Annotated in this window: 16 protein-coding genes; 12 read left to right on the top strand and 4 right to left on the bottom strand. The window is 44.6% G+C overall.

The window, feature by feature from the left end:
• Positions 1–507 precede the first annotated feature (507 nt).
• Positions 508–1,413 carry a LysR family transcriptional regulator gene (locus AB8881_11060; protein ID XDZ63074.1) on the bottom strand — a complete coding sequence of 302 codons (906 nt, stop codon included), beginning with the start codon at positions 1,411–1,413 and terminating at the stop codon, positions 508–510.
• Between the two features lie 165 nt (positions 1,414–1,578).
• Here AB8881_11060 and AB8881_11065 point away from each other — a divergent pair, with 165 nt between their 5' ends.
• From AB8881_11065 to AB8881_11100, 8 genes are all read left to right on the top strand, one after another.
• Positions 1,579–2,490: a transporter substrate-binding domain-containing protein gene (locus AB8881_11065; GenBank protein ID XDZ63075.1), complete on the top strand. Its 912-nt coding sequence runs from the start codon at positions 1,579–1,581 to the stop codon at positions 2,488–2,490.
• Positions 2,491–2,626: 136 nt separating this feature from the next.
• Positions 2,627–3,820, top strand: coding sequence for a pyridoxal phosphate-dependent aminotransferase (locus AB8881_11070; protein ID XDZ63076.1), 1,194 nt, complete (start codon positions 2,627–2,629; stop codon positions 3,818–3,820).
• 40 nt (positions 3,821–3,860) lie between these two features.
• On the top strand, positions 3,861–4,574 hold the full coding sequence (locus AB8881_11075; protein XDZ63077.1) for an amino acid ABC transporter permease: 714 nt from the start codon (positions 3,861–3,863) through the stop codon (positions 4,572–4,574).
• Between the two features lie 10 nt (positions 4,575–4,584).
• Entirely contained in the window at positions 4,585–5,238 is a 654-nt protein-coding gene (locus tag AB8881_11080) for an amino acid ABC transporter permease (GenBank protein ID XDZ63078.1), read from the top strand.
• Positions 5,235–5,975 (top strand): amino acid ABC transporter ATP-binding protein, encoded by a 741-nt coding sequence (locus AB8881_11085; protein XDZ63079.1) that lies wholly within the window; start codon positions 5,235–5,237, stop codon positions 5,973–5,975. Before AB8881_11080 ends, AB8881_11085 begins: the two co-directional genes overlap by 4 nt.
• Positions 5,976–6,043: 68 nt before the next feature.
• Complete coding sequence (locus tag AB8881_11090; GenBank protein XDZ63080.1) at positions 6,044–8,161, top strand: hydantoinase/oxoprolinase family protein; 2,118 nt, start codon at positions 6,044–6,046, stop codon at positions 8,159–8,161.
• Positions 8,158–9,978: a hydantoinase B/oxoprolinase family protein gene (locus AB8881_11095; protein ID XDZ63081.1), complete on the top strand. Its 1,821-nt coding sequence runs from the start codon at positions 8,158–8,160 to the stop codon at positions 9,976–9,978. Before AB8881_11090 ends, AB8881_11095 begins: the two co-directional genes overlap by 4 nt.
• 624 nt (positions 9,979–10,602) lie before the next feature.
• Positions 10,603–11,367: a dienelactone hydrolase family protein gene (locus AB8881_11100; protein XDZ63082.1), complete on the top strand. Its 765-nt coding sequence runs from the start codon at positions 10,603–10,605 to the stop codon at positions 11,365–11,367.
• Between the two features lie 62 nt (positions 11,368–11,429).
• Here AB8881_11100 and AB8881_11105 read toward each other — a convergent pair whose 3' ends face one another.
• Both AB8881_11105 and AB8881_11110 read right to left on the bottom strand, forming a co-directional pair.
• A complete protein-coding gene (locus AB8881_11105) occupies positions 11,430–12,233 on the bottom strand; it encodes a carbon-nitrogen hydrolase family protein (GenBank protein ID XDZ63083.1) in 804 nt (267 codons plus the stop codon).
• A gap of 3 nt (positions 12,234–12,236) precedes the next feature.
• Positions 12,237–13,394, bottom strand: a complete 1,158-nt coding sequence (locus AB8881_11110; GenBank protein XDZ63084.1) for a M24 family metallopeptidase — start codon at positions 13,392–13,394, stop codon at positions 12,237–12,239.
• Positions 13,395–14,761: 1,367 nt separating this feature from the next.
• Here AB8881_11110 and AB8881_11115 point away from each other — a divergent pair.
• Positions 14,762–15,994: a hypothetical protein gene (locus AB8881_11115; GenBank protein ID XDZ63085.1), complete on the top strand. Its 1,233-nt coding sequence runs from the start codon at positions 14,762–14,764 to the stop codon at positions 15,992–15,994.
• Positions 15,995–16,013: 19 nt separating this feature from the next.
• Here the strand turns inward: AB8881_11115 and AB8881_11120 are convergent, their stop codons facing one another.
• Entirely contained in the window at positions 16,014–17,177 is a 1,164-nt protein-coding gene (locus tag AB8881_11120) for an MFS transporter (protein XDZ63086.1), read from the bottom strand.
• A 246-nt stretch (positions 17,178–17,423) separates the two neighbouring features.
• On the opposite strand from AB8881_11120, the gene AB8881_11125 reads away from it, so the two are divergent.
• The 3 genes from AB8881_11125 to AB8881_11135 all read left to right on the top strand — a co-directional run bounded on the left by AB8881_11125 (position 17,424) and on the right by AB8881_11135 (position 20,914).
• On the top strand, positions 17,424–18,482 hold the full coding sequence (locus tag AB8881_11125; protein XDZ63087.1) for an asparaginase: 1,059 nt from the start codon (positions 17,424–17,426) through the stop codon (positions 18,480–18,482).
• A gap of 28 nt (positions 18,483–18,510) precedes the next feature.
• Positions 18,511–19,878 carry an NAD(P)/FAD-dependent oxidoreductase gene (locus tag AB8881_11130; GenBank protein XDZ63088.1) on the top strand — a complete coding sequence of 456 codons (1,368 nt, stop codon included), beginning with the start codon at positions 18,511–18,513 and terminating at the stop codon, positions 19,876–19,878.
• Between the two features lie 241 nt (positions 19,879–20,119).
• Positions 20,120–20,914: an amidohydrolase family protein gene (locus AB8881_11135; GenBank protein ID XDZ64556.1), complete on the top strand. Its 795-nt coding sequence runs from the start codon at positions 20,120–20,122 to the stop codon at positions 20,912–20,914.
• Positions 20,915–20,926: the final 12 nt, after the last annotated feature.

Here is a 20,926-nt window from a genome sequence, read left to right on the forward strand (position 1 = left end):
CGAGTCCCTCCTCCGCTACCAAATAATATCATTCTTTATCAATTAATTAGCCGCCTTATTTTTGAGGCGGCGTTTTTGTGTGCTGAATTATTGCCGCGTTCATTGTCGCGTTTCGTTTATGCAAAACGTTGGCTCAGCAAATCATTACACATAGCCGTTCTTACGATAATGTATCGAAACCCTGCCTAAACCAAGTTCCGAGCTTCGAGAGCCAAGTTTCGGGAAGCTTAACACTTGAATATTGCTCCCAGAGCCAAGATGCGAGGGTCTTGAAGCTTGGCTCGGGGGTCTGGATCCTTGAACCTTGAGGCTTGAGCAGCATTCGAACAGCATAAGGCATAGGATCCAGCAGCTCGAACCTCGGTCCTCAGGGGTTACTGGGAGAGTTTGCTGATTGGGACTCAATATGGCTCAGGGGGGTGGGGCCTAGATTAGTTCGGGCGTTGCGTCTCGGATCGCGGTGGTTTGATAGTTGGGTTGGCGTATCAAGAGAGGAAATAGCAGCTTTCATAAGCTCCGATATATTTCGTCATTGATTTGATCAAAAAACCATTCACGAAATAATTTTATTGGCCTTAACTTTTCCTTTGCTTCGGATATGACCAGACTTCGCAAAGACTGGGTTGTAGATAACCTTTTTAATGCCGGAGGAGTGACCAAGCTTCCCGATATTAAATCTTCTCTAGCGAGTAATTCTCCCTCCATCGCTATTCCGAGGCCATTTCTTGCTGCTTCAAGGGCGAGCAAAGTATTGCCAAGTTTGATATGAGAGCACACAGGTAAGATGAGTTTATTTTCGGCAAAAATATTTGTCCAGCTCGCTGCCCGTATATCAGAGTCGATGAGTCGAAAGTGAACTAAATCTTCAATTTTTTTGAGTGGATAATCACCCTTCAATAAATCAGGGTTGCACAGTGGTGCGATTGTTTCTGGTGGTAACGGCTCTACGATCATGCCTGGCAGGTCTGGAACTCCAAAGCGGACATCAACATCAATTGGGAGTTTTCGAGCGCCCCAAGCGGCTGTTGGCGTAAGAATTCTTATATCAATATCTGGATATTCATCCATGAATAATTGAATACGCGGCGATAACCAACGTAAGCCAAAGCTAATACCAGAATGAATGGTTAAGGTCTCTCTCGATGGTCTGCCGAGCATTTCGAGAGTCGCTCTCTCAAAGGTTGAATATGCTTCGTTGACAATTTTAAAGTAGGCAGATCCCTCCATGGTCAATCGCACTCCCCGATTGAACCTATCAAACATTTGGCGTCCCAAAAATAACTCGAGTTCTTTTATTTGATGACTGACAGCCGATGGAGTGATGTTTAATTCACGGCCAGCTTCTTTAAACGTGCCGCAACGGCCAACTGCTAAAAACACTGTTAGCGCACGTAATGGTGGAACTTTAGCCATGTTTTAACCAATTTTTTGTCTTTGAGAGACTTATAATCAGTAACAAATTATTTTTTTTCAAGACTGAAATAAAATTCATCTCTGGGTTTAAGTATTTGCGTTATAGAAAAATAAAATTTGATCCTAGTATTTTATATATGTCAAATGATAGGAGGTATTGAGATTATGAAAAACTTTGTGTTTTTGGCGCTTAGTGCGTCATTGTTGACTTTTGGCGTCAGCGCCAGCAGTTCTCCCGCTTTAGCAGACAGTGTTCTTGATAAAGTAATTAAAAACAAAGAAATTTTTATCGGCACTCGGGAGTCGACGCCCCCCTATGCCTATGTTGAGTCAGATGGTACTTGGACGGGCTGGTCTGTTGAAATGAGCCGTGCAATGGTTGGTGTGATATCTAAGAAGACAGGCGTAGAATTAAAAGCAACCCTTAAGGCTGTCACTCCACAAACACGTATTCCATTAATTTTAAATGGTACAAATTATTGGAATTGGGGAGCAACGGGTATTAGTTTAAAGCGTCAAGAAGCAGTTGATTTTTCACATGTTGTTAATTCTGTTTGTGTGAAAAAGCTAACCCCTGTCGGCAGTGGTATAAATTCAATTGATGATCTTGCAGGAAAGCGTGTGGGTGTTACTAAAGCGAGTATCGAGGAGAAATTGCTAGATACAATGAATAAAGAGGGGAGGTTCAACCCTCCCGTAAAAATAATATCTTTTGATAAACACCCTAATGGTTTTCTGGGACTGCAGCAGGGTAAAACTGATGCACACGTTACTCTAGATGATGCACTTCACAGACTAAAAATGAAGGCGGCGGACCCGAGCAAGTGGGAGGTTACCGGACCAGACCTTTTTTGTATCAATCAGGGTATGATTTTACCTAATAATGATAGCAAATGGGCTGATATGGTTAACGGTGCCTTTTGCTATATGGTTAAAACTGGAATGTACAGAGAGATCTATGATGAGTGGTTCCAGGGGCCAAGTCCAAAAGCTGGGTATGTGCGGGATCAATCAGCAGGTGTTCAGAGGCTTTTGAGTGACCAGTGTCCGTATAAAAGCGAAGATTTCATAAAGTAAATTTGTATTAGAGGACAGATAAGGCTCTGACGTGATTTGTGCCTTATCTGTTCTGTGAAGCACTTTTTTTGTTCTAATTCATATTATAAAAATTGAGCTTTATGGTGAGATATAATTTTTTTGATAAAGGTAAACCATGAATGATTTTAATTATGCTGAGCGGGTAAAAAAGATTAACCCTGCATTCTCTCAAGATCTAATTGCTAAAGTACGAGCGTTAAGGGCAGATGGGGTTGAGGTAATTGATTTTTCGGATCAGGGCGCGTCACCTGATGTAGCTCGGCAAGCAGCAATTCAGAAAATTAATATGTCCTCGGGCTCGAGCTATTCTGACACGCGTGGGTTGTCTGAGTTACGATATGAGATAGCCAGAAAGATGTTGATCGAGCAAAAAATAGAGGTAAACCCAGAGACTGAAGTCTTGGTAACTGTAGGAGCAAAAGAGGCAATTCTTTCAGCATTGCTTACTCTTGCTGACCATGGGGATGAAGTGTTAGTCGAAGATCCAGGTTATCTCGGTTTTGAGCCAATAATTCGTTTGGCAGGTGCGAAGCCAATAAGAGTTCCATTAATAAAAGAAAGCGGGTTTCGTTTTCCAGTGGAGGGCCTACGCCATTATATTACGGCAAGAACAAAGGTTCTACTGCTTTGCAACCCCCATAATCCTGGCGGTTATTGTTTGACCAAAAACGAACTGACTGAAATTGGAAAAATAGCGAAGGAAAATGGGTTAACCATTTTAGTCGATGAAGCATATGAGCATTTTGTTTTTGATGGACGTAAACACATAAGTTTGGCGAGCCTTCCAGGTATGGAATCTATCACTATTACAATCCAAACGATGAGCAAAATTTTCAATATGGGTGGGTGGAGAATTGGATGGGCCATTGGGCCAACTCATCTTATAAAGAAAATGCATTTGGTTCACACTCACGCGATCACCGCACCGACAACTTTCTCGCAATCAGGTGCGGCTGCTGCTTTGTCAGCGGGCATTGCGGAAGGCAATCAGCCAATAGCAAATATTGTGGAGCGTTATGAGGCTCAAAGGGATGCTATGATTGAGGGTCTGGCGTCAATCCCAGGGCTTTCGTGTCATGTCCCACATGGAACTTTTTTTGTATTTCCAAATATTAGCAGGTTTAAAGCTCCACCCAATGGCATTAGTGATTTTCTTCTGGAAATTGGTCATGTTGCCACTGTGCCCGGATCAGCTTTTGGGCCGAATGGATCCGAGCATATACGAATGGTTTTTAAGTGCGACAAGGCAACAATTCAAAAGGGTATAGCGCGTATGGCTGATGCTTTTGGTAAGCTCGAATATCAATAGTCTAGTCACTTAATTTATACTTGATTGGGAAAGAAACTTTATGAACTATGAATTTGATTGGTCTCTCCTTCTTGAGGAACCTAATTGGAGCTGGGTCATTGAAGGTATTGCTAATACTATTCAATTGTCACTGGTGGCTTGGGGATGCGCTTTAGTTCTTGGTATTTTAATAGGCGCAATCCGAATGTCTAAGTCACGCACGCTTCGGTTTATAGGAACTACTTACGTAGAAATCTTTCGAAACATTCCTCTTTTAGTTCAGCTTTTTCTTTGGTTTTTTGTTTTTCCACTGCTTTTGCCAGATGATTTAATGAGAGCATGGAATAGACTTGATGGAGTTCCTTTTTTAACGGCTTTAATAGGTCTGTCTCTTTTTACCGCAGCTCGCATAGCGGAACAGATTCGTTCTGGGATTTCTTCAATACCGAAAGGACAGTTTCTCGCAGCTTACTCAACTGGATTAACTGAAGTGCAGACGTTTCGTCACGTAATAATACCCTACGCATTCAGAGTTATGATACCTGCCATTGCGTCGGAGTTTTTAACTATTTTTAAAAATTCCGCACTTACTCTCACCATTGGTGTAGCCGAAGTAACTGGGGCAGCAAAAACTATTGAGGCTTACACCTTTCGGGGTATTGAAGCCTATTCGGCCGCTTCATTGACTTATATGCTTACAACAGCGTCGGTTGTGATTTTTATGGGATGGTTAGAGCATGCACTTCGCATACCTGGCTTAATTGGGAAGCGATAGGGCGCTGGGCATGGATTTTTCAGTTATAAACGATAATATAGAATTCTTAATGCTGGGTTTGATGCGCAGTTTTCAACTCGCTATATTTACAATTGTCCTGAGTTTAACAATAGCATGCTTCATCGCGATTGGACGGGTAAGCAGTAAGCGCTCAATAAGATATCCATCTGCAATATTTGTAAATTTGCTGCGAAGTAATCCACTGATTTTAATTGTTTTTTGGTTTTTCTTTTTGGTGCCGTTGATTACTGGGAAAACATTGCCCGAGTTTCACACTGTACTTATTGCATTCGTTGTCTTTTTTGCAGCTTATTTTGCCGAGATTGTGCGCTCTGGCATTCAATCTGTTGGCTCGGCTCAGGTGAAGGCGGCCTTATCAACTGGTTTGACCTATTCTCAGTCCATGCGCTTGATTGTATTGCCGCAAGCCCTTCGAAACATGCTGCCGGCACTTGTAACCGAATGTGTGATCGTATTTCAGGGCACTACTATCGCTTACGTGATCGGAATGCGGGAATTTCTGCACAGCACATCATTAGTTGCTGAACGAACAGTTCGCCCTGTGGAACTCTACCTTTTTGCAGCCCTAGTGTACCTTGTGATTTGTTTTACTGGTACCCGTTTGGCTCTTTTTCTTGAAAAAAATAAGGAATTGGCACGATGACATTACCTTTGGTTCAGATAAATAATCTATCGCTGCGGTATGGAAACTTTGTGGCACTAGATGATATCTCGATAGATTTTATGCCTGGAACTTGCGTCGTAATATGTGGCCCCAGTGGCTCTGGGAAAAGTTCATTGCTTCGTTGTGTTAATCGACTTGAAGACTTTGGTAAAGGTGACGTTATTTTTGATGGACAAAGTTTAAAATCGGCACACAACATCTCAAAAATTCGGTCGAATATTGGTATGGTTTTTCAGCATTTTGAACTTTACCCCCACTTATCAGTTATGAACAACATCACCCTCGCACCCCGATATGTAAACGGAATAAATCGTGATGAGGCTGAAGCGAAAGCCCACAAACTTCTTGAGCGTGTGGGGATATTAGATCAAGCAAACAAATATCCGGACGAACTTTCAGGTGGGCAACAGCAAAGAGCTGCTATTGCTCGAGCGCTTGCCTTAGAGCCCAAGTTGATGCTTTTTGATGAACCTACATCTGCACTTGATCCGGAAATGATCTCGGAGGTTTTACAGGTAATGCGTGATCTCGCTCGGAATGGAATGACCATGCTTGTAGTGACACATGAAATGGGATTTGCAAGAGACGTGGCAGATGAAGTTGTCTTTATGGATAAAGGCAAGGTGATCGAAAGAAACGCAAGCGGTAATTTCTTTGACAATCCGCAATCTGATAGAGCGAAGGAATTTATTGATCGGGTGCTGCAAAAAATCTGACTTCCTATAGAATATTTTCACCATATAAATTAATAAAGTATTGAAAAACAGTATTTTGGGTAAATTTAATGAACCAAGTTATTAAATCAAAAAGTGTTAACAGATATCGTTTAGGAGTCGATATAGGCGGAACATTTACTGACATAGTTTTAACTAGTGATAGAAGGCCACCATTAGTTAGGAAGATATCTTCAACACCTGAGAACTATGCGTCTGCGGTTGCCGAAGGTATCGATGCCCTAATAAAGGAAGAGCAAATTAAGCCTGAAGAGATTAGCGATGTTGTGCATGCCACAACGGTAGCGACTAATGCAATCTTGGAGGGAAAAGGCGCTCACACTGGTTTAATAACTACGAAAGGTTTTAGAGATGTTCTAGAGTTTAGGAGGGTAAGGTTTCCTGAGCTTTATAATTTGAGTTATGTAAAGCCTAAACCGCTTGTTGAGCGTCGCGATCGCTTAGAAGTCATTGAGCGTATTTCCGCTGATGGGAGTGTAACGGTCAAATTAGATGAAACGTCTGTTGTCAACGCAGCTTCAAAGCTAAAAGAACGAGGGGTAACAGCAGTAGCAATCTGTTTGTTACATTCATACATCAACTCCTCCCATGAGAAACGTGTTGAAGAAATCATTCGTGATATTATGCCGACAGGCACTTTTATCTGCAGTTCTTATGATGTTTTGCCAGAAATAAGGGAATATGAAAGAACTAGTACAACAGTTGTAAATGCTTATTTGGGCCCTGTTCTAAGTCATTACCTTTTTCAGCTTCGAAAAAAACTAAATGATATAAAAGTATCAAGCCCTCTATACGTGATGCAATCTGGCGGCGGACAAATGAGTGATAGTACCGCTATAAACCTGCCAGCTTATTTTGTTGAGTCAGGCCCTGCTGCTGGTGTAGTGGCTGCTGCTGCTATTGCCAAGCGAGCGGGGTTGGATCAGATCATAACGCTGGATATTGGCGGTACGACCGCTAAAACTGCCATTGTTGAGGGAGGTGAGCCATCTCGTACATCAGAATATGAGGTGGGTGCGGGGGTAAACCTTTCTAGTAAGCTTGTTAAAGGTGCGGGTTATTCAATTAAGCTTCCTTTTATCGACGTATCAGAAATTGGTGCTGGTGGTGGCAGTGTGGTTTGGTTTGACGAAGGTGGTTTGATGAAGGTAGGGCCTGAGAGCGCGGGTTCTTTTCCGGGGCCGGTTTGCTACGACCTGGGTGGAGACAAGGTGACGTTGACTGACGCGAATTTGCTACTGGGATACCTGAACCCAACGGGATTGCTTGATGGTAGTATGAAGATAAATCATGAAAAGGCATTTTTACATGTAAAACAATTAGTTGGAAACCATCTTAACCTATCTGCCATGGATGCCGCTATGGGCGTTTTCACTGTCGCTGTGAATAACATGGTGAGAGCGGTCAAATCAGTTTCAACTTATCGAGGGCGAGATCCAAGGGAATTCACTCTTGTCGCTTTTGGTGGTAACGGAGCGGTACTAGCAGCAGCGATCGCTGATGAACTTAATATTACAAAGTTCCTCGTGCCTTCCCGTTCAGGTGTGCTTAGTGCGGCTGGATTGCTTGCTGCCGATACTACTAATGAACGTGTCCGGTATCTTTTTGGTGTGGTCGGTGACCTGGAAGACGATCTAGTCTTGTCTGCTTTTGATAGTCTTGGGGCAGAGGCGTCAACACAGCTTCTTGAACAAGGTTTCTCTTCAACTGAGATTTCAATAGGTATGTTTGCAGACCTGAGATACAAGGGGCAAGCATTTGAATTAACAGTGCCGATTGATATTCATACTCCTAAACTTACCAACATGATGGCACAACGATTCCATGAAGAACATCAACGCACCTATGGTCATAAGTCGACCGAAGAGCAAGTGGAACTTGTGAGTATTAGGGTGTCTGCTCGCGTGTCAAAACCAAAAGAAATAACCCTGGAAAGAGGGGAAAGCTCATCAGCTAAGCTTGAGCGTAGAATGGTTAAATTTAAAGCAAATGCTGCCGTAGAGGAGACCATTATCCTAAAGGGACGAGAACATATTGACAACAAATGTATATTTGGTCCCGCAATTATAGAAGAGTATGACTCCACAATAGTTATTCCCCCAGATTGGAGAGCTGAGGTTGATGTATCAGGAAACTTGATTGTATCCAAGGGGAAGGGCAAATCATGACTTCAAATGTTGATCCTATTACCTTAGAGGTTTTTCAAAATGCCCTCGCATCTATTGCAGATGAATTAGCGTTAGTGATCATGAGGTCAGCCTATTCAAATATCGTCCGTGACTCGATGGACTATTCAACAGCGGTTTGTGACCACAAAGGGCTTACAATAGCTCAGGGACTTACTACTCCTGTTCATCTTGGTTCCTTTCCACATGCAATGCGAAGTTTAATTGAGGCTTATGAAGGTAAGATGTCACCGGGCGACATTTTTATTTTCAATGATCCCTATGAAGCTGGCGGTATGCACTTGCCAGATTTTTATGTGATAAAGCCTGTTTTTGTTCAAGATAGATTAGAGGGCTATGTTGCAACACTTGCTCATCAGATCGATGTTGGCGGAATCGCACCTGGTGGTATGGGAGTTTTCTCACAAGAAATATTTCAGGAAGGACTTAGAATTCCAATACTGAAGCTTTTTGACAAAGGTCACGCAAATGAGGCTATCTTCAGTTTAATAAAGATAAATACGCGGATGCCTGACAGCCTTATGGGGGATCTGCGCGCACAGGTTTCTGCCTGCACCACGGGTGACAAAGGAATGATTTCACTTGTCAATAAGTATGGCGGTGATTCATTTCGCGAACACTGCGAAGCTCTACACGATTACGCCGAAAAAATTATCCGCAAACAAATTGCTGAACTACCTGATGGCAGGTATGCATATGAGGATTATCTTGATGGAGTTGGAGAAAATCCAGAGCCAATAAAATTTTGTGTTTCTGTGAATATTAAAGGAAATCATGTAGAGATTGATTGGACGGGGACATCTCCTCAGGTCAAAGCAGCGATTAACGGGCCACTGCCAACAACGCACGCAATGTCATACCTTGGCGTTCGCTGTGCAATAGCAACGCAAATGCCAAATTGCGAAGGCTACATGCGTGCCATCTCGGTTACGGCTCCTAAAGGTTCGATTGTTAACCCCTTTGAGCCTGCGGCTTGCGGTGCCAGGGGAATAATATGTTTTAGGATGTTTGATACCTTGTTGGGAGCTTTTTCACAAGTTGTGCCTGATCGAATTCCTGCTGCTAATGAGGGTGGATCTACTGCTCCACATATTGCTGGACGTGATATTCACAACAAACCATTTATGGTGTCGGGTGGTTTAATGGGTTGTTGGGGCGGTAACGAATCTTGTGATGGAATGGAGGGTATTTCAAACCCTGCCGCTAACCTCGGCAACACCCCTATCGAACTTTTGGAAAGTCGGCAGCCTATTGAAATTACTAAGTACGCTTTTATCACCAATTCTGGCGGTCCTGGTTCTCAGCGGGGTGGTGTTGCGCTTGTTCGTGGCTACCGATTATTAGAGGAGGCAGCGGAGCTTGTGGTCCGTTCTGATAGGCGCTCCGTGCCACCTTATGGGCTTGGTGATGGATTTCCGGGGACACCGTCTTGGAATGTCATTTATTCCGATGGAAATCAGAAACTTTTACCAGCCTGTCCAATGGAAGCGGTGCCAATGAAAAAGGGTGATGAGTTTGTTCACTATCAGGCAGGTGCCGGGGGATATGGTGACCCGTTGAACAGAGATCCTAAAAAGGTGCTACGTGATACCATGAATGAATTATTTAGTTTGGATTATGCAGCAGAGGTTTACGGTGTGATAATTGAAAACGACCAGGTATCTTCGGAAGAAACGGCTAAAAAAAGGAAAATTTTAAGAGCTGATAAAAGCCATAAAGTCGCGTACCTGCGGCATTTTCACGAGGCTATAGGTGTCGATTTTTCCAATTGGCAGCCACATTTCATCAACAAAAGCTAATGGTACGATTTCCAAGAAACTAATTTAAATCGAAAAAATAGAAAGACAGTCTGCCTTACACAGATTCAAGTCATTGATTATGGTTCATTTTTTTGGTTGCACAGGATCTTACCCCACATTTTGCCCCACATAAAACCCAGGGTTACTGAGGGCATTTCTAAATCGGATGGATCCGGTGAGGGGCAAAGTATTTTAATTACACACTTTTTAACACACCTAATTTATGTGCTTGTAAACAACTGAAATCAAATATGAAAAGTTGAAACAGTTTTATCATAATCCGCGTGTCGGGGGTTCGAGTCCCTCCTCTGCTACCATTTCCCTGGTTAAAATTAGCAATTACATCAGTGCCTTATGGCCAGTCATCACCTCAATGTGATTTCTGTCGATTCTACTGATTCATGCCGTTTTGTCAAAGTCTGTGTGACTGAGGTGTGACCGGCGTGTGACCAAAGTTGATCGCGTGGGTCCCATGTTCAAGGGAAAGACGCCCCCGGTACCTCAAGACAAACAGAAGTTTCAAAAATCCGCTAAAGGGACTTTTGATTGTTTTTTAGCTTTCCTAAATCAAGCTATTCTGTCTTGATATGCAAGAGGAATCTGGCGTCAACAGAGGAACCAAACATGTTGTCCATTCGTCTTTTATTCACAGCAACCCTTCTTAGTTTGTGCGTAGTAAAAGGATTAGTTGCTGAGCCAATTTTTCACGAAAAGCATTATCCAAAGGGAGATGGGCCGTTTCCAGCTGTAATTGCACTGCACACTAGCGGTGGGTTCAAGACCGTAAAGCACCTCATTCAACGTTATGTGGATGATGGATTCGTGGTCTATGCGCCAGACTTTTTTACGCGACACGACCTAGGTCCGGAGAACCGGATGGAAACGTTCTCAACGTACCGCAAAGTGATCGAGGGTGAGTTAGATGATATTGTCGAACTCGCTAAGAATGACCCAAAGGTGCAAAAACAAAACGTGTTTGCGGTTGGCTTTTCAAATGGAGGGTTCTGGGCAACCTATCTGGCGGGCAAGAAGCGCGTTCGAGCAGCTGCTAGTCACTATGGAGTATGGAAGGCTAAGAAGGGCAAGCTGGATTGGGAAAAACAGCCATATCCGAAAGACTATGTGACAGGGTCAAGTAACCCTATCCTTGCTCTCCACGGAGCAGATGATAAGACGCAGAAATTGAAATGGGCCGAAGAGGCATGGCGAAAAATAAAACGAGTGAACTCAAGTTTTGAGACGCATGTCTACGCTGGTGCTGATCATGCTTGGGATCGACAGGGACATAAGAAGTACGCCTACAACGCTGAAGTGGACCGAGACTCCCACAAGCGCACCGTTGCCTTCTTTAAGAAGTTCATGAACAAAACAGCGTCTTCTGGTAATTGAAATTAACAAAAGCCCACCAGCGTTAACTGATGGAATTATTGCATGATAGTCTTGCTGGCTGTTCACAAGCTATCTGCTAGCACCCAAGGTAATTTTAGCCGATCCGTAAGGTATGGCAAACGCTCTTTTGCAGCGGCTACAGCAGACTTTTCAATACGAGCATATAACAATTCTGGTTTGTTTCCGGCGCGTACTATGTCTCGACCGTCTGGCGAAACGATACAGCTACCGCCAAAAAATTCCATGCCATTCTCATGCCCAGAAGAGTTTGCATAACAAATATATATGCCATTCTCAAAAGCTCGCGTAGGGACAACTTTTTCAGACACTACGCCCCATTGCGCCCCCAATGCTGTAGGCACTACGACCAGATCAGCGCCCTGCAACGCCATATGTCGCAAGTTTTCGGGAAATTCAAGATCGTAACAAATCAAGATTCCAACCTTGAAGCCGTCAATATCAAATAATTTGCAAATTTTACCCGGGGTAAAATGATTTCCCTCGAACCCAGGAGGCAGTATGAGCTTTCGATGATGTCCAATGACTTTTCCACTTTTTTCGATACACTGTGCGCTATTAAAAAGAGCTTGTCCCTGTCGTTCTGAATATCCGTATAGAATTGCAGTGTCGTGCTTCTGCGCAAGTTTAGCCACTTCCATTGCGAATGGTCCGTCAGAGGATTCTGCATGTTTAGTAACCTTATCACCAATGCAATAGCCACTCTGGAAAAGTTCTGGAAGCACAACCAGATCATACGGCTGGTTTGCATGCTCAAGCATAGCTTTTGCCAACCAATCCACACGCGCTTGAGGACCAACCAAACACCCAGGACTTTGAATCACCGCAACGTTGAGCTTTTTTGGCATTGATTAGCCTTTGCTAAGAAGAATTTCGCGAGGATAATGTGTTAGGTACTCTGCGCCCGTTTCCGTAACGACAATTGAATCACCAATCCGGCCGGCTGTGACACCATCAACCGAAATACCCCCATCAACCGCAAAGGTCATGCCCGGCTGCAAAACCGTTTTGTCACCTTCTTTAAGCTCTGGTGCTTCCAGATAGGCAACACCGATTGATCGACCTGTGCGATAACCGGTCTCGTAGCCTCGCTCACGATAGACCTCGTTGGCAGCAGCAGCAACATCCTCAGCTAGAACATTGGGGCGGATCGCAGCAATCGCAGCTTGCTGAGCCTCGATTGCAGCCAGTTGTACCTTGCGGTCTTCGTCTTTGACATCACCGATGTGAAACATTCGGTCAAAGCCAAGTTTATACTGTTTGAACTGGGCCATATTACAAAAACAGAAATAGACTGGATCGAATTTCTCTAAAGTCTTTACACTTGCACGTCGATGGACCATCGACGCGTCTTTGCCGCTTTGCATGATTTGTAGATTGTGGATCATCGGTGAAACGAAGCGATCCCAGCCTTTGGCGGTTAAAAATTCCGCGGCTTTGTGCGAACCTGCCTCTATGACAGCCAATGCACACTCAAACTCGCGACCACCTTCACGCAGGCTATTATGCGCAGCCGCCATCATTGCGCCAGCAATTTGTCCCGCCTTTTGCATCACTTGAATTTCAAAAGGTGACTTGATTGTTCGCATGCCTCCGAGAATTGGTGAAATATCTCTCAGTGCAGCATCTGGGTATGTTTCATCTAAATGATTGCGAACAATGGCTGGAATAGACGCTTTTTCGATCCAAATTTCGGCTGGTTTATCTCCCAAGGCTTCAGCAAGAGCGCGCCACCAAGTACGTTGGCCAATATCCTCCCAAACGCGGATATCTTCTACCCAAGTCATTTCATCAACCATTTCCGACTCCATTAACGGTGTGATGATAATTGGTGGCTCGTTTGCATCTATGACAAGCATACTGGGTCGACCAAATTCAATTCCAAGATAACCCCAGAACCCAGCCAGATACGCCATTGAACTCTCATCAGTGAAGACTGCCTTTTGGATACCCTTTTCTAGCATTTTGGCTTGAAGATTTTGGGTGCGTAGTTTTGCTTCTGCGAGCATGCGGTATCTCCTTTAAAGACGGTATTTCTTTGTTTCTAAATGCTATTTCGTAACAGGTTTTAGCGTGCTGGTTTGTATAATCTGTCTCGAACCCCAGTTTGGCAAGGTTAACTCTAGATCAACCCAAAATAAGATCTGAGGCTGCAGATTGAGTGAATTTAGCCCTAACTTCAACAATCAAATCCATAGATTGCAGTTACACTTCCATTGATCCTTCGCCCTCGGTCCTTGAACGGGGGGTTACTGAGGGCATTTCTGGATCAGATCTGGACTTGATCAGAGGGGGTGGGGTCTAGATTGGGCCGGATGTTGCGCCTTCGACCTCGGGGCTTGATGGGTTGGTGGAGGGTGTAAAGGATAATTTTGTTTGGAATAACGGAATCATAATCCGCGTGTCGGGGGTTCGAGTCCCTCCTCCGCTACCATTTCTCAAGTTAAAATTAGCAATTACATCAGTGCCTTAACATCAGTCATCACCTCAATGTGATTTCTGTCGATTTTACTGATTCATGCCGTTTTGTCAAAGTCTGTGTGACTGAGGTGTGACCGGCGTGTGACCAAAGTTGATCGCGTGGGTCCCATGTTTAAGGGAGTGATACACCTCCACATCCGCTCGGACATGAGCGGGGACACCTTAGATATCAGCACCACTAGAGTATGGGTGACACCAAAGTATCTGACGGTTTGTCTGAAAATTGTCTGGATGGGGTCATTACATTATGTTTAAAATTGGGGTGTAAAGACGGAGTTCGCCACTTAGCCTCCGATAACAAAAGGCAGACATAATGAAAGACCAAAACAGCCTATTCCTGGGCAATTCCTTCAGTTCCCCAAGCTACAAAAAGGCCAGACGAACCAAAGGATGGAAGTGGCTTGCGTTAGCTGCTGTAGGTGCAGTAGTGACTGCGCTGGGCTATCTAGGTTCTTAGATAGATTAAGGATAGCTTGAGTTGTCCTGCCCCTTCATTTTTATAATGAGGGGTGGTGGGAAAGCTTTTCGTCTAATAATGAGCGGGACCACCTAAGATACCTACACGCTTCGGGTCATAAATGAGTCCCGACACCTATGGTATAACTACTGCAACTGCGGGATGGTACACACAGGTAATAGCCGTCGTACTGTCTTGATTGATGTTCCTTGGTTAACCAACTTCTTTGGATAAGCCAAGGCTGGTAGTTCAGTGGCATCGGGTTTCCAACGACCAAAACATCCCACGACTTATAGACCAAACCCCGCAGTTAGACTGCAGTCTTTTCTTTAAGGTGCAGGCCGAATATCTGAATTAAATCAATGACTAATAACAGCCTTGAGGCGCATTAGGTGCCTCAGGGTTTTCTTTTGTCTGAAACAAGGAGAATACACAAACATGAACAAAGTAATTAAGATTGACGACTACCCTTGTGGTAGTGGCAAAACGACAAGAATGATTAAAAACTTAAAGGAAGACCGAAAGTACCTAGTCATCCTACCTTTGTTGTCTGAAGTTGACCGCGTTATCGAAGCCTCAAAGGGCATCAAGTTTGTCCAACCTTACGCTAATGACAACGAACAAGGAACCAAGGCCAGCAGTCTGGAGGCACAGCTTTTACTTGGTAACAACATAGCGACCACCCATGAGATTTACGAAAGACTGGTTCCTATGGTCAAAGCTGGTCTCTTAGATGATTACGACATCATCATTGATGAAGTTCCAAATGTTGTTAAATCAGTTACGTCCAAATCCAGAACCTCAATCCAAGAGTTTTACGTTGATGCTGGCTATATGGATGTGGATGCAGGAACAGGCTTAGTTAGACCAACATCAAAGTGGAGACAAAACCAAGAGCAAGTCTCTGACACCCTAAGCCCAAAGATACTAAAGTATGCTGAGAGCGGGTGTCTTTACCTTCAAGATGGAGAGATGTTCATCTGGGCTTTACCAGAGTGCATCTTATCTGCTGGCAATTCAGTAACTGTGATGACCTACAAGGCTGAAGGCTCCATGCTATTGGCCTACCTTGATAAACTTGGGCTTCCCTTCGAGGTTAGTAATGACAATCATCTCGAAGAAGACTTTAGAGCCAAGGCAGCCGAGTTGATTACCATCGAAGATATTCCAGCTTTATCAAAGTTGAAGCTGACTTACTCTGGTCAAGAGAAGGGTATGTCTTCATCGTCTTATTACTCCAAAGTCGCAAGGTCACTAAAGAACCTAAAGGAGAGGAAGCTAGTTGGTGTCGACATCAACTCCATTCTGATTACCTCTAAGAAAGACGCTTGGCTAAAAGCAAGCAATGATAACCAGCCTAAGCCCGGTGTCTTTGCTAAAAACTCACGGCTTAAAGACGCCAACTGGATAGCGAATACCACCAGAGGCACCAACGACTATGGGCACTGTAGTCATCTCATCTACCTGTATGACCAGAACATAAACCCAGTAGTCGCAAGGTGGCTTGGGAACAGCTCAAGAGCCTTTAATGACGCCTATGCTCTCACTGAGCTAATACAGTGGGTATGGCGTTCTAGGGTCAGGAGAGGGGAGCCAATCACCCCTTACCTTCCGTCACCTAGGATGCGTAGGTTGTTGGAAGACTGGCTTTTTGCAAGATGGCCCTGTTAACTCGATCGACAACATTTGCCTATTTACTAAATAACGCCCGCTGCAATGCCAGGCTAGCTTCAATCGACGCAAGAAACGAGACTAGCAATAACAAACTAATAGAACCTAGTTCCACAATCATCCAACCAGCAATCAGTGGAAATCCGAAAATACCGGCAAAGTAAGTGAAAGCAAAAATCTGTAGTGTTTGTGCAACTAAATCCTTAGGAGCGTCTTTGGCCGCCATGGCCACTAGGATAGGGTAAGATACACCGTACCCAACCCCGAACAAAACTGCAAATAGCCAATATTGGTAATGGTTTCCAGCGATAAAGCCAAACATTATAACGCTACCGCACATCAAATATTGCAATACCGAGATGGTTAGGTATGGATTTTTACCTCCGCTAAATCGAGCAAGCACAAACCGGAAAATTACCACCGTGAATGTGTAAATTAAGAAGTAGTCTGAATAATCTAATCCACGCTCATCAGCAAAAACAGTTTGGAAGTTTGTAACACCGGCAAAAACGCTAGCGCCAATGAAGACCATAGTGACAGGGCGCCAAGCCGTTGATTTAAATACTGCTACAATGGTTTTAAGAGTAACTTTTGACTTTTGCGGTGTGTCGGTGGCCAAAGAATGCGTCTTAATGGATCGGTCTATCAATAAAAACATTAATGCGGCAATAAGACACAATGCAGATGTTACGTAGAATGCCATGTTGACGGTCCTGCCAAGTGTTTCTAAAAAAGCAGCGAGAACTGGTGACAATCCAAATCCAGCCATAACGGCGATAGACAATAACGTGAAAAACCTAACCCTTAATTCATCGGTTATAAGTTGTGTAAGAACCACTGGACAGACAGCATATGTGGTGCCCCAACCAAACCCAAGTAGTAAGCTGGCCATAAGGCTTAAGCCGCCGACAGTGTCTGCCACACCATAAAAAAACAATGCGATGGCAATAGCTACACAGCCTAATACCAGCATTTTAACTCTTCCGAGAACGTCACAGAGGTGACCCACATAGTAGACGCTTGCTAAGGTTGATAAAGCTGTGAGCATCAGCACTGTGCCCACGGCTTTCTCATTTGAGCCAAGCCCCTCAAACAGCCTCGGGAGCATAAAAGTCAAGCCATACGCACCCGCTTGCAGGAAGGTAGCAGAAAAGAACATCGTAAGTGTTGATCTTTTATTCATGAGTTATATCTCTTGCTATCTAAGATAGCCAACCTCTTGAGAGTTGAGATTTAAAATGGCTTAAAAAACTTATCAAAACAACAACCGACCCTTTAGCCCTCTTTTGAAAACTGCTGTTTAACAAAGGTACTGGGGGTCAGTTTGTTGGCGTCTGGGACCCTTTTTGCCATCCGATAGAAGTTATAGCGTTTAGGTCATAAAAGCATCATAGTCTTTTCAGAGAACATTCGACTAGATGAGACGCAAATGACCAAGCCCTTGATTGCATTGCCTAGCAATTTGCCAAGCCCTTTAAATGTCCATGTTAACAGAAATGGCTTCAAAGAGAGCTTGCATGAGATCGACGTGGCAGTTTGCGATGCTGATGGTTCAGTCATATTGGGCATGGGTGATGTCGAGAGTGTTATCTTTCCGCGTTCAGCAATGAAACCACTTCAGTCGATTGCATTGATCGAGCTGCTAAGAACCCTGCAAGATATTCCTGAATTTACAGATGCTGAGGTCGCCCTGATTTGTGCAAGTCACAACGGTGAGACACTGCACACAGACGCCGTGCAAGGTTTGCTTGGTAAGTTCGATATATCTGTTGATGATCTCATTTGCGGTGCACACTGGTCGATGCATCAGGAGACGTTGGTGTCTCAGGTCAGAGCCATGCATGAGCCTCATAAGGTCCACAATAACTGCAGCGGTAAACATGCTGGGATGTTGATCTTATCCAAACTTATGAGTGGTAAAACATTCGGTTATGCTAACCTAACGAATGCGGCTCAGCAGCAAATCCTCGGTACGTTAGAATTCATGACCGGTTTGGACCTGATGCAGTATCCTCATGGCGTAGATGGCTGCGGCGCACCTGTGTTCTCTGCGCCATTGGGTAATTGGGCAAGAGCGTTTGCTCTATTTGCTGGCGGTGGTGATCTGACAGATGCGAGGCATGAGGCTTGCCAAAGGATACGCAAGAGTATCGCTGCAGAGCCATTGCTCATTGCCGGTCATGGCAGAGCATGTAGCGCAATCAACGCGGCCTATGGTGAAGCTATAACCGTCAAAACAGGTGCTGAGGGCGTTTACTCGGCTGCATTTCATGACCTTGGACTTGGTGCCGTCGTTAAAGCAAGAGATGGCAACAAAAGAGGAGCTGAAGTTGCGATTGGTGCAGTAATTAGGGCTTTAGGGTATCCCATCGAAAACTCTGTAAAGGGGTTCTTTCAACCGACGCTGCTAAACTGGGCGGGTGATGAGGTTGGTGACATCACAACGCCTGACTTCGTTTGTGATGACGTAGACAAAGCATCAGAATAACACCGATAACAAATAAGAAAGTTACGTTGTGAAATACTCATCCTGCCAAATTGCTATCATTGGGACAGGCATCGTTGGAATTGCCACGGCTTATTACCTTGCCAAGAATCATGGATTGACAGACATCGTCTTAATTGACCGCAATCAGCCAATGACGTTCACATCGGCGCAATCTGGCGAGAACTACCGAAATTGGTGGCCACATCCTATTATGGTTGCATTCACAAACCGTAGTATTGATCTGCTCGAAGATATTGCTACCGAGAGCAACAACCTCATCAAAATGAACCGCCGTGGCTATTCGTTAGTCACACGCAATACCGATATTGATGAGATCATTAAGCAGTTACATGCAGGGCTTGGAGCCACAGCCGATGACTTGATACGTTATCACACATCAAGCGCAAGCCCACAGTATCAATCACCTGTTGATCCAGATTGGGAAAGTGCACCGAGCGGCGTTGATATCCTGCAAAATCAGGATCTCATACGTCGTATATTCCCATCATATGCCCTAGACATTCAAACAGTCATCCACATCAGGCGGGGCGGTGACATCAGTGGCCAACAACTGGGTATGCACATGTTGGAGACGCTAAAAGGAACTGAATTAACACGGATCACTGGCTCTGTTGAGGGGATTGACCAATTGAACGGCTTCCTTATCGAGATCAATGGAAAAGAAGGCGTACAGCACATACAAGCTGACAAGATTGTCAATGCAGCAGGACCGTTCGCAGATAATATTGCAAAGATGCTGGATGTCGATCTGCCAATCTATAACACTTTCCAGCAAAAGATTGCGTTTGAGGATCGTGCACAAGCAATCCCGCGCGATATGCCTTTTTCGATTGATCTGGATGGCCAGAACATTGATTGGTCAGACGATGATCGCGCTATGTTATTGGAAGAACCAAAGTTTCGCTGGCTTGCTGAAGCGATGCCTGGCTCGATACACTGTCGACCTGACGGTGGCGACAAAGGAAATTGGGTCAAACTCGGCTGGGCGTATAATGAGAACCCCGCGACCGCCACATGGGAACCGCCACTTGATGATAATTTCCCTGACATCGTTTTGCGCGGGGCTGCTCGTCTAAACCCCAAGCTGAAAGACTATTACGGGCAGTTGCCAAGAACCATGCATCATTATGGTGGCTGGTACTCCATGACCGATGTAAATTGGCCCCTTATCGGGCCAATGGGGCCTGAAGGCGCGTTCATGAATTGTGCACAATCCGGCTTTGGGACGATGGCGGCTTGTGCGAGCGGCGAGCTTTGTGCAGCTTGGGTTGCTGGGGCCAAACTCCCGGCTTACAGCCACGCTTTTTCCTTGGCCCGCGCGGATGATGCAGTTCTTATGCAAACATTGCGCGAGAGTGCGAAAGGGGTTCTTTAATGCCTTTGGAATATTCGGCATCACGATGACCAACGCTAATAAGCGTTATTAACGATACGCTATGCAAACAACTAGGTCTTGATATCCGGACTTTGCTGAATAGCTTCATACAGCAATTTCGGAAACAACAAATAGCAACTGAGTCTGTAGTTGCCCCTTTGGGCGTCACCAATAAACAGCGGTGTAATGGATGTTAAACGAAAACAACGCCAGCCTTCCAAGAGGCGCAGTCGACTGCCACATGCACATTTATGGGTCATCTAATAGGTTCCCACCTGAAACGACAAATGGGCTGTGTAATCGTGCTCAATTGCATCACTACCTGGCTTTTCGTAAGGAGCTCAACCTTTCGAGGACAGTTTATGTCCAGCCTAGCCATTATAAACGCGACAACAGTTGTATGCTTGAAGCTATGGCGTCTGACCCAGCTGAAGCGCGTGGCGTTGCGGTTGTAGGCGGTGAGGCGGCGACATCTGAATTCAAACGACTGAATGATATTGGGGTTCGTGGTGCAAGGTTCAGTTTTCTGTTCTCTGGGTGCCTGACCTACGAAGAGTTAAACCCGGCCGCAAATCGGATTGCAGATTTCAATTGGCACGCCCAATTACAGTTAGATGGCAATGAACTGCCTTTATTAGAACGCCAACTGAAGGCGTTACCTGTTCCAATTGTTATAGATCATCTTGGCCGGATACCAGTAACTGGTAGCATCAATAGCGATGCGCATTCAGCATTGTATCGCTTGTTAGACAACGGTAAATGTTGGGTTAAGCTGTCTGCCCCTTACCACATTTCAAATGACACAACAGGCAATTGCAGTGATGTAGCCCCCTTGGCAAGATATCTGATAACCAATTATCCGGATAGATTATTGTGGGGCAGCAACTGGCCACATCCAAACGCCCTCTCTAATCTTCCTGACGATAAACGGCTTTTGCAACTATTTTGTGAATGGTGTGCAAACGATAAAATCATCCACCAGATATTAGTAGAAAACCCCGAGCGACTATATGACTTTGCTCAAGTTGCCGGATGATGTTTGGGGCCG

Source organism: Alphaproteobacteria bacterium LSUCC0396, from assembly GCA_041228345.1.
GTDB lineage: Bacteria > Pseudomonadota > Alphaproteobacteria > Puniceispirillales > Puniceispirillaceae > UBA3439.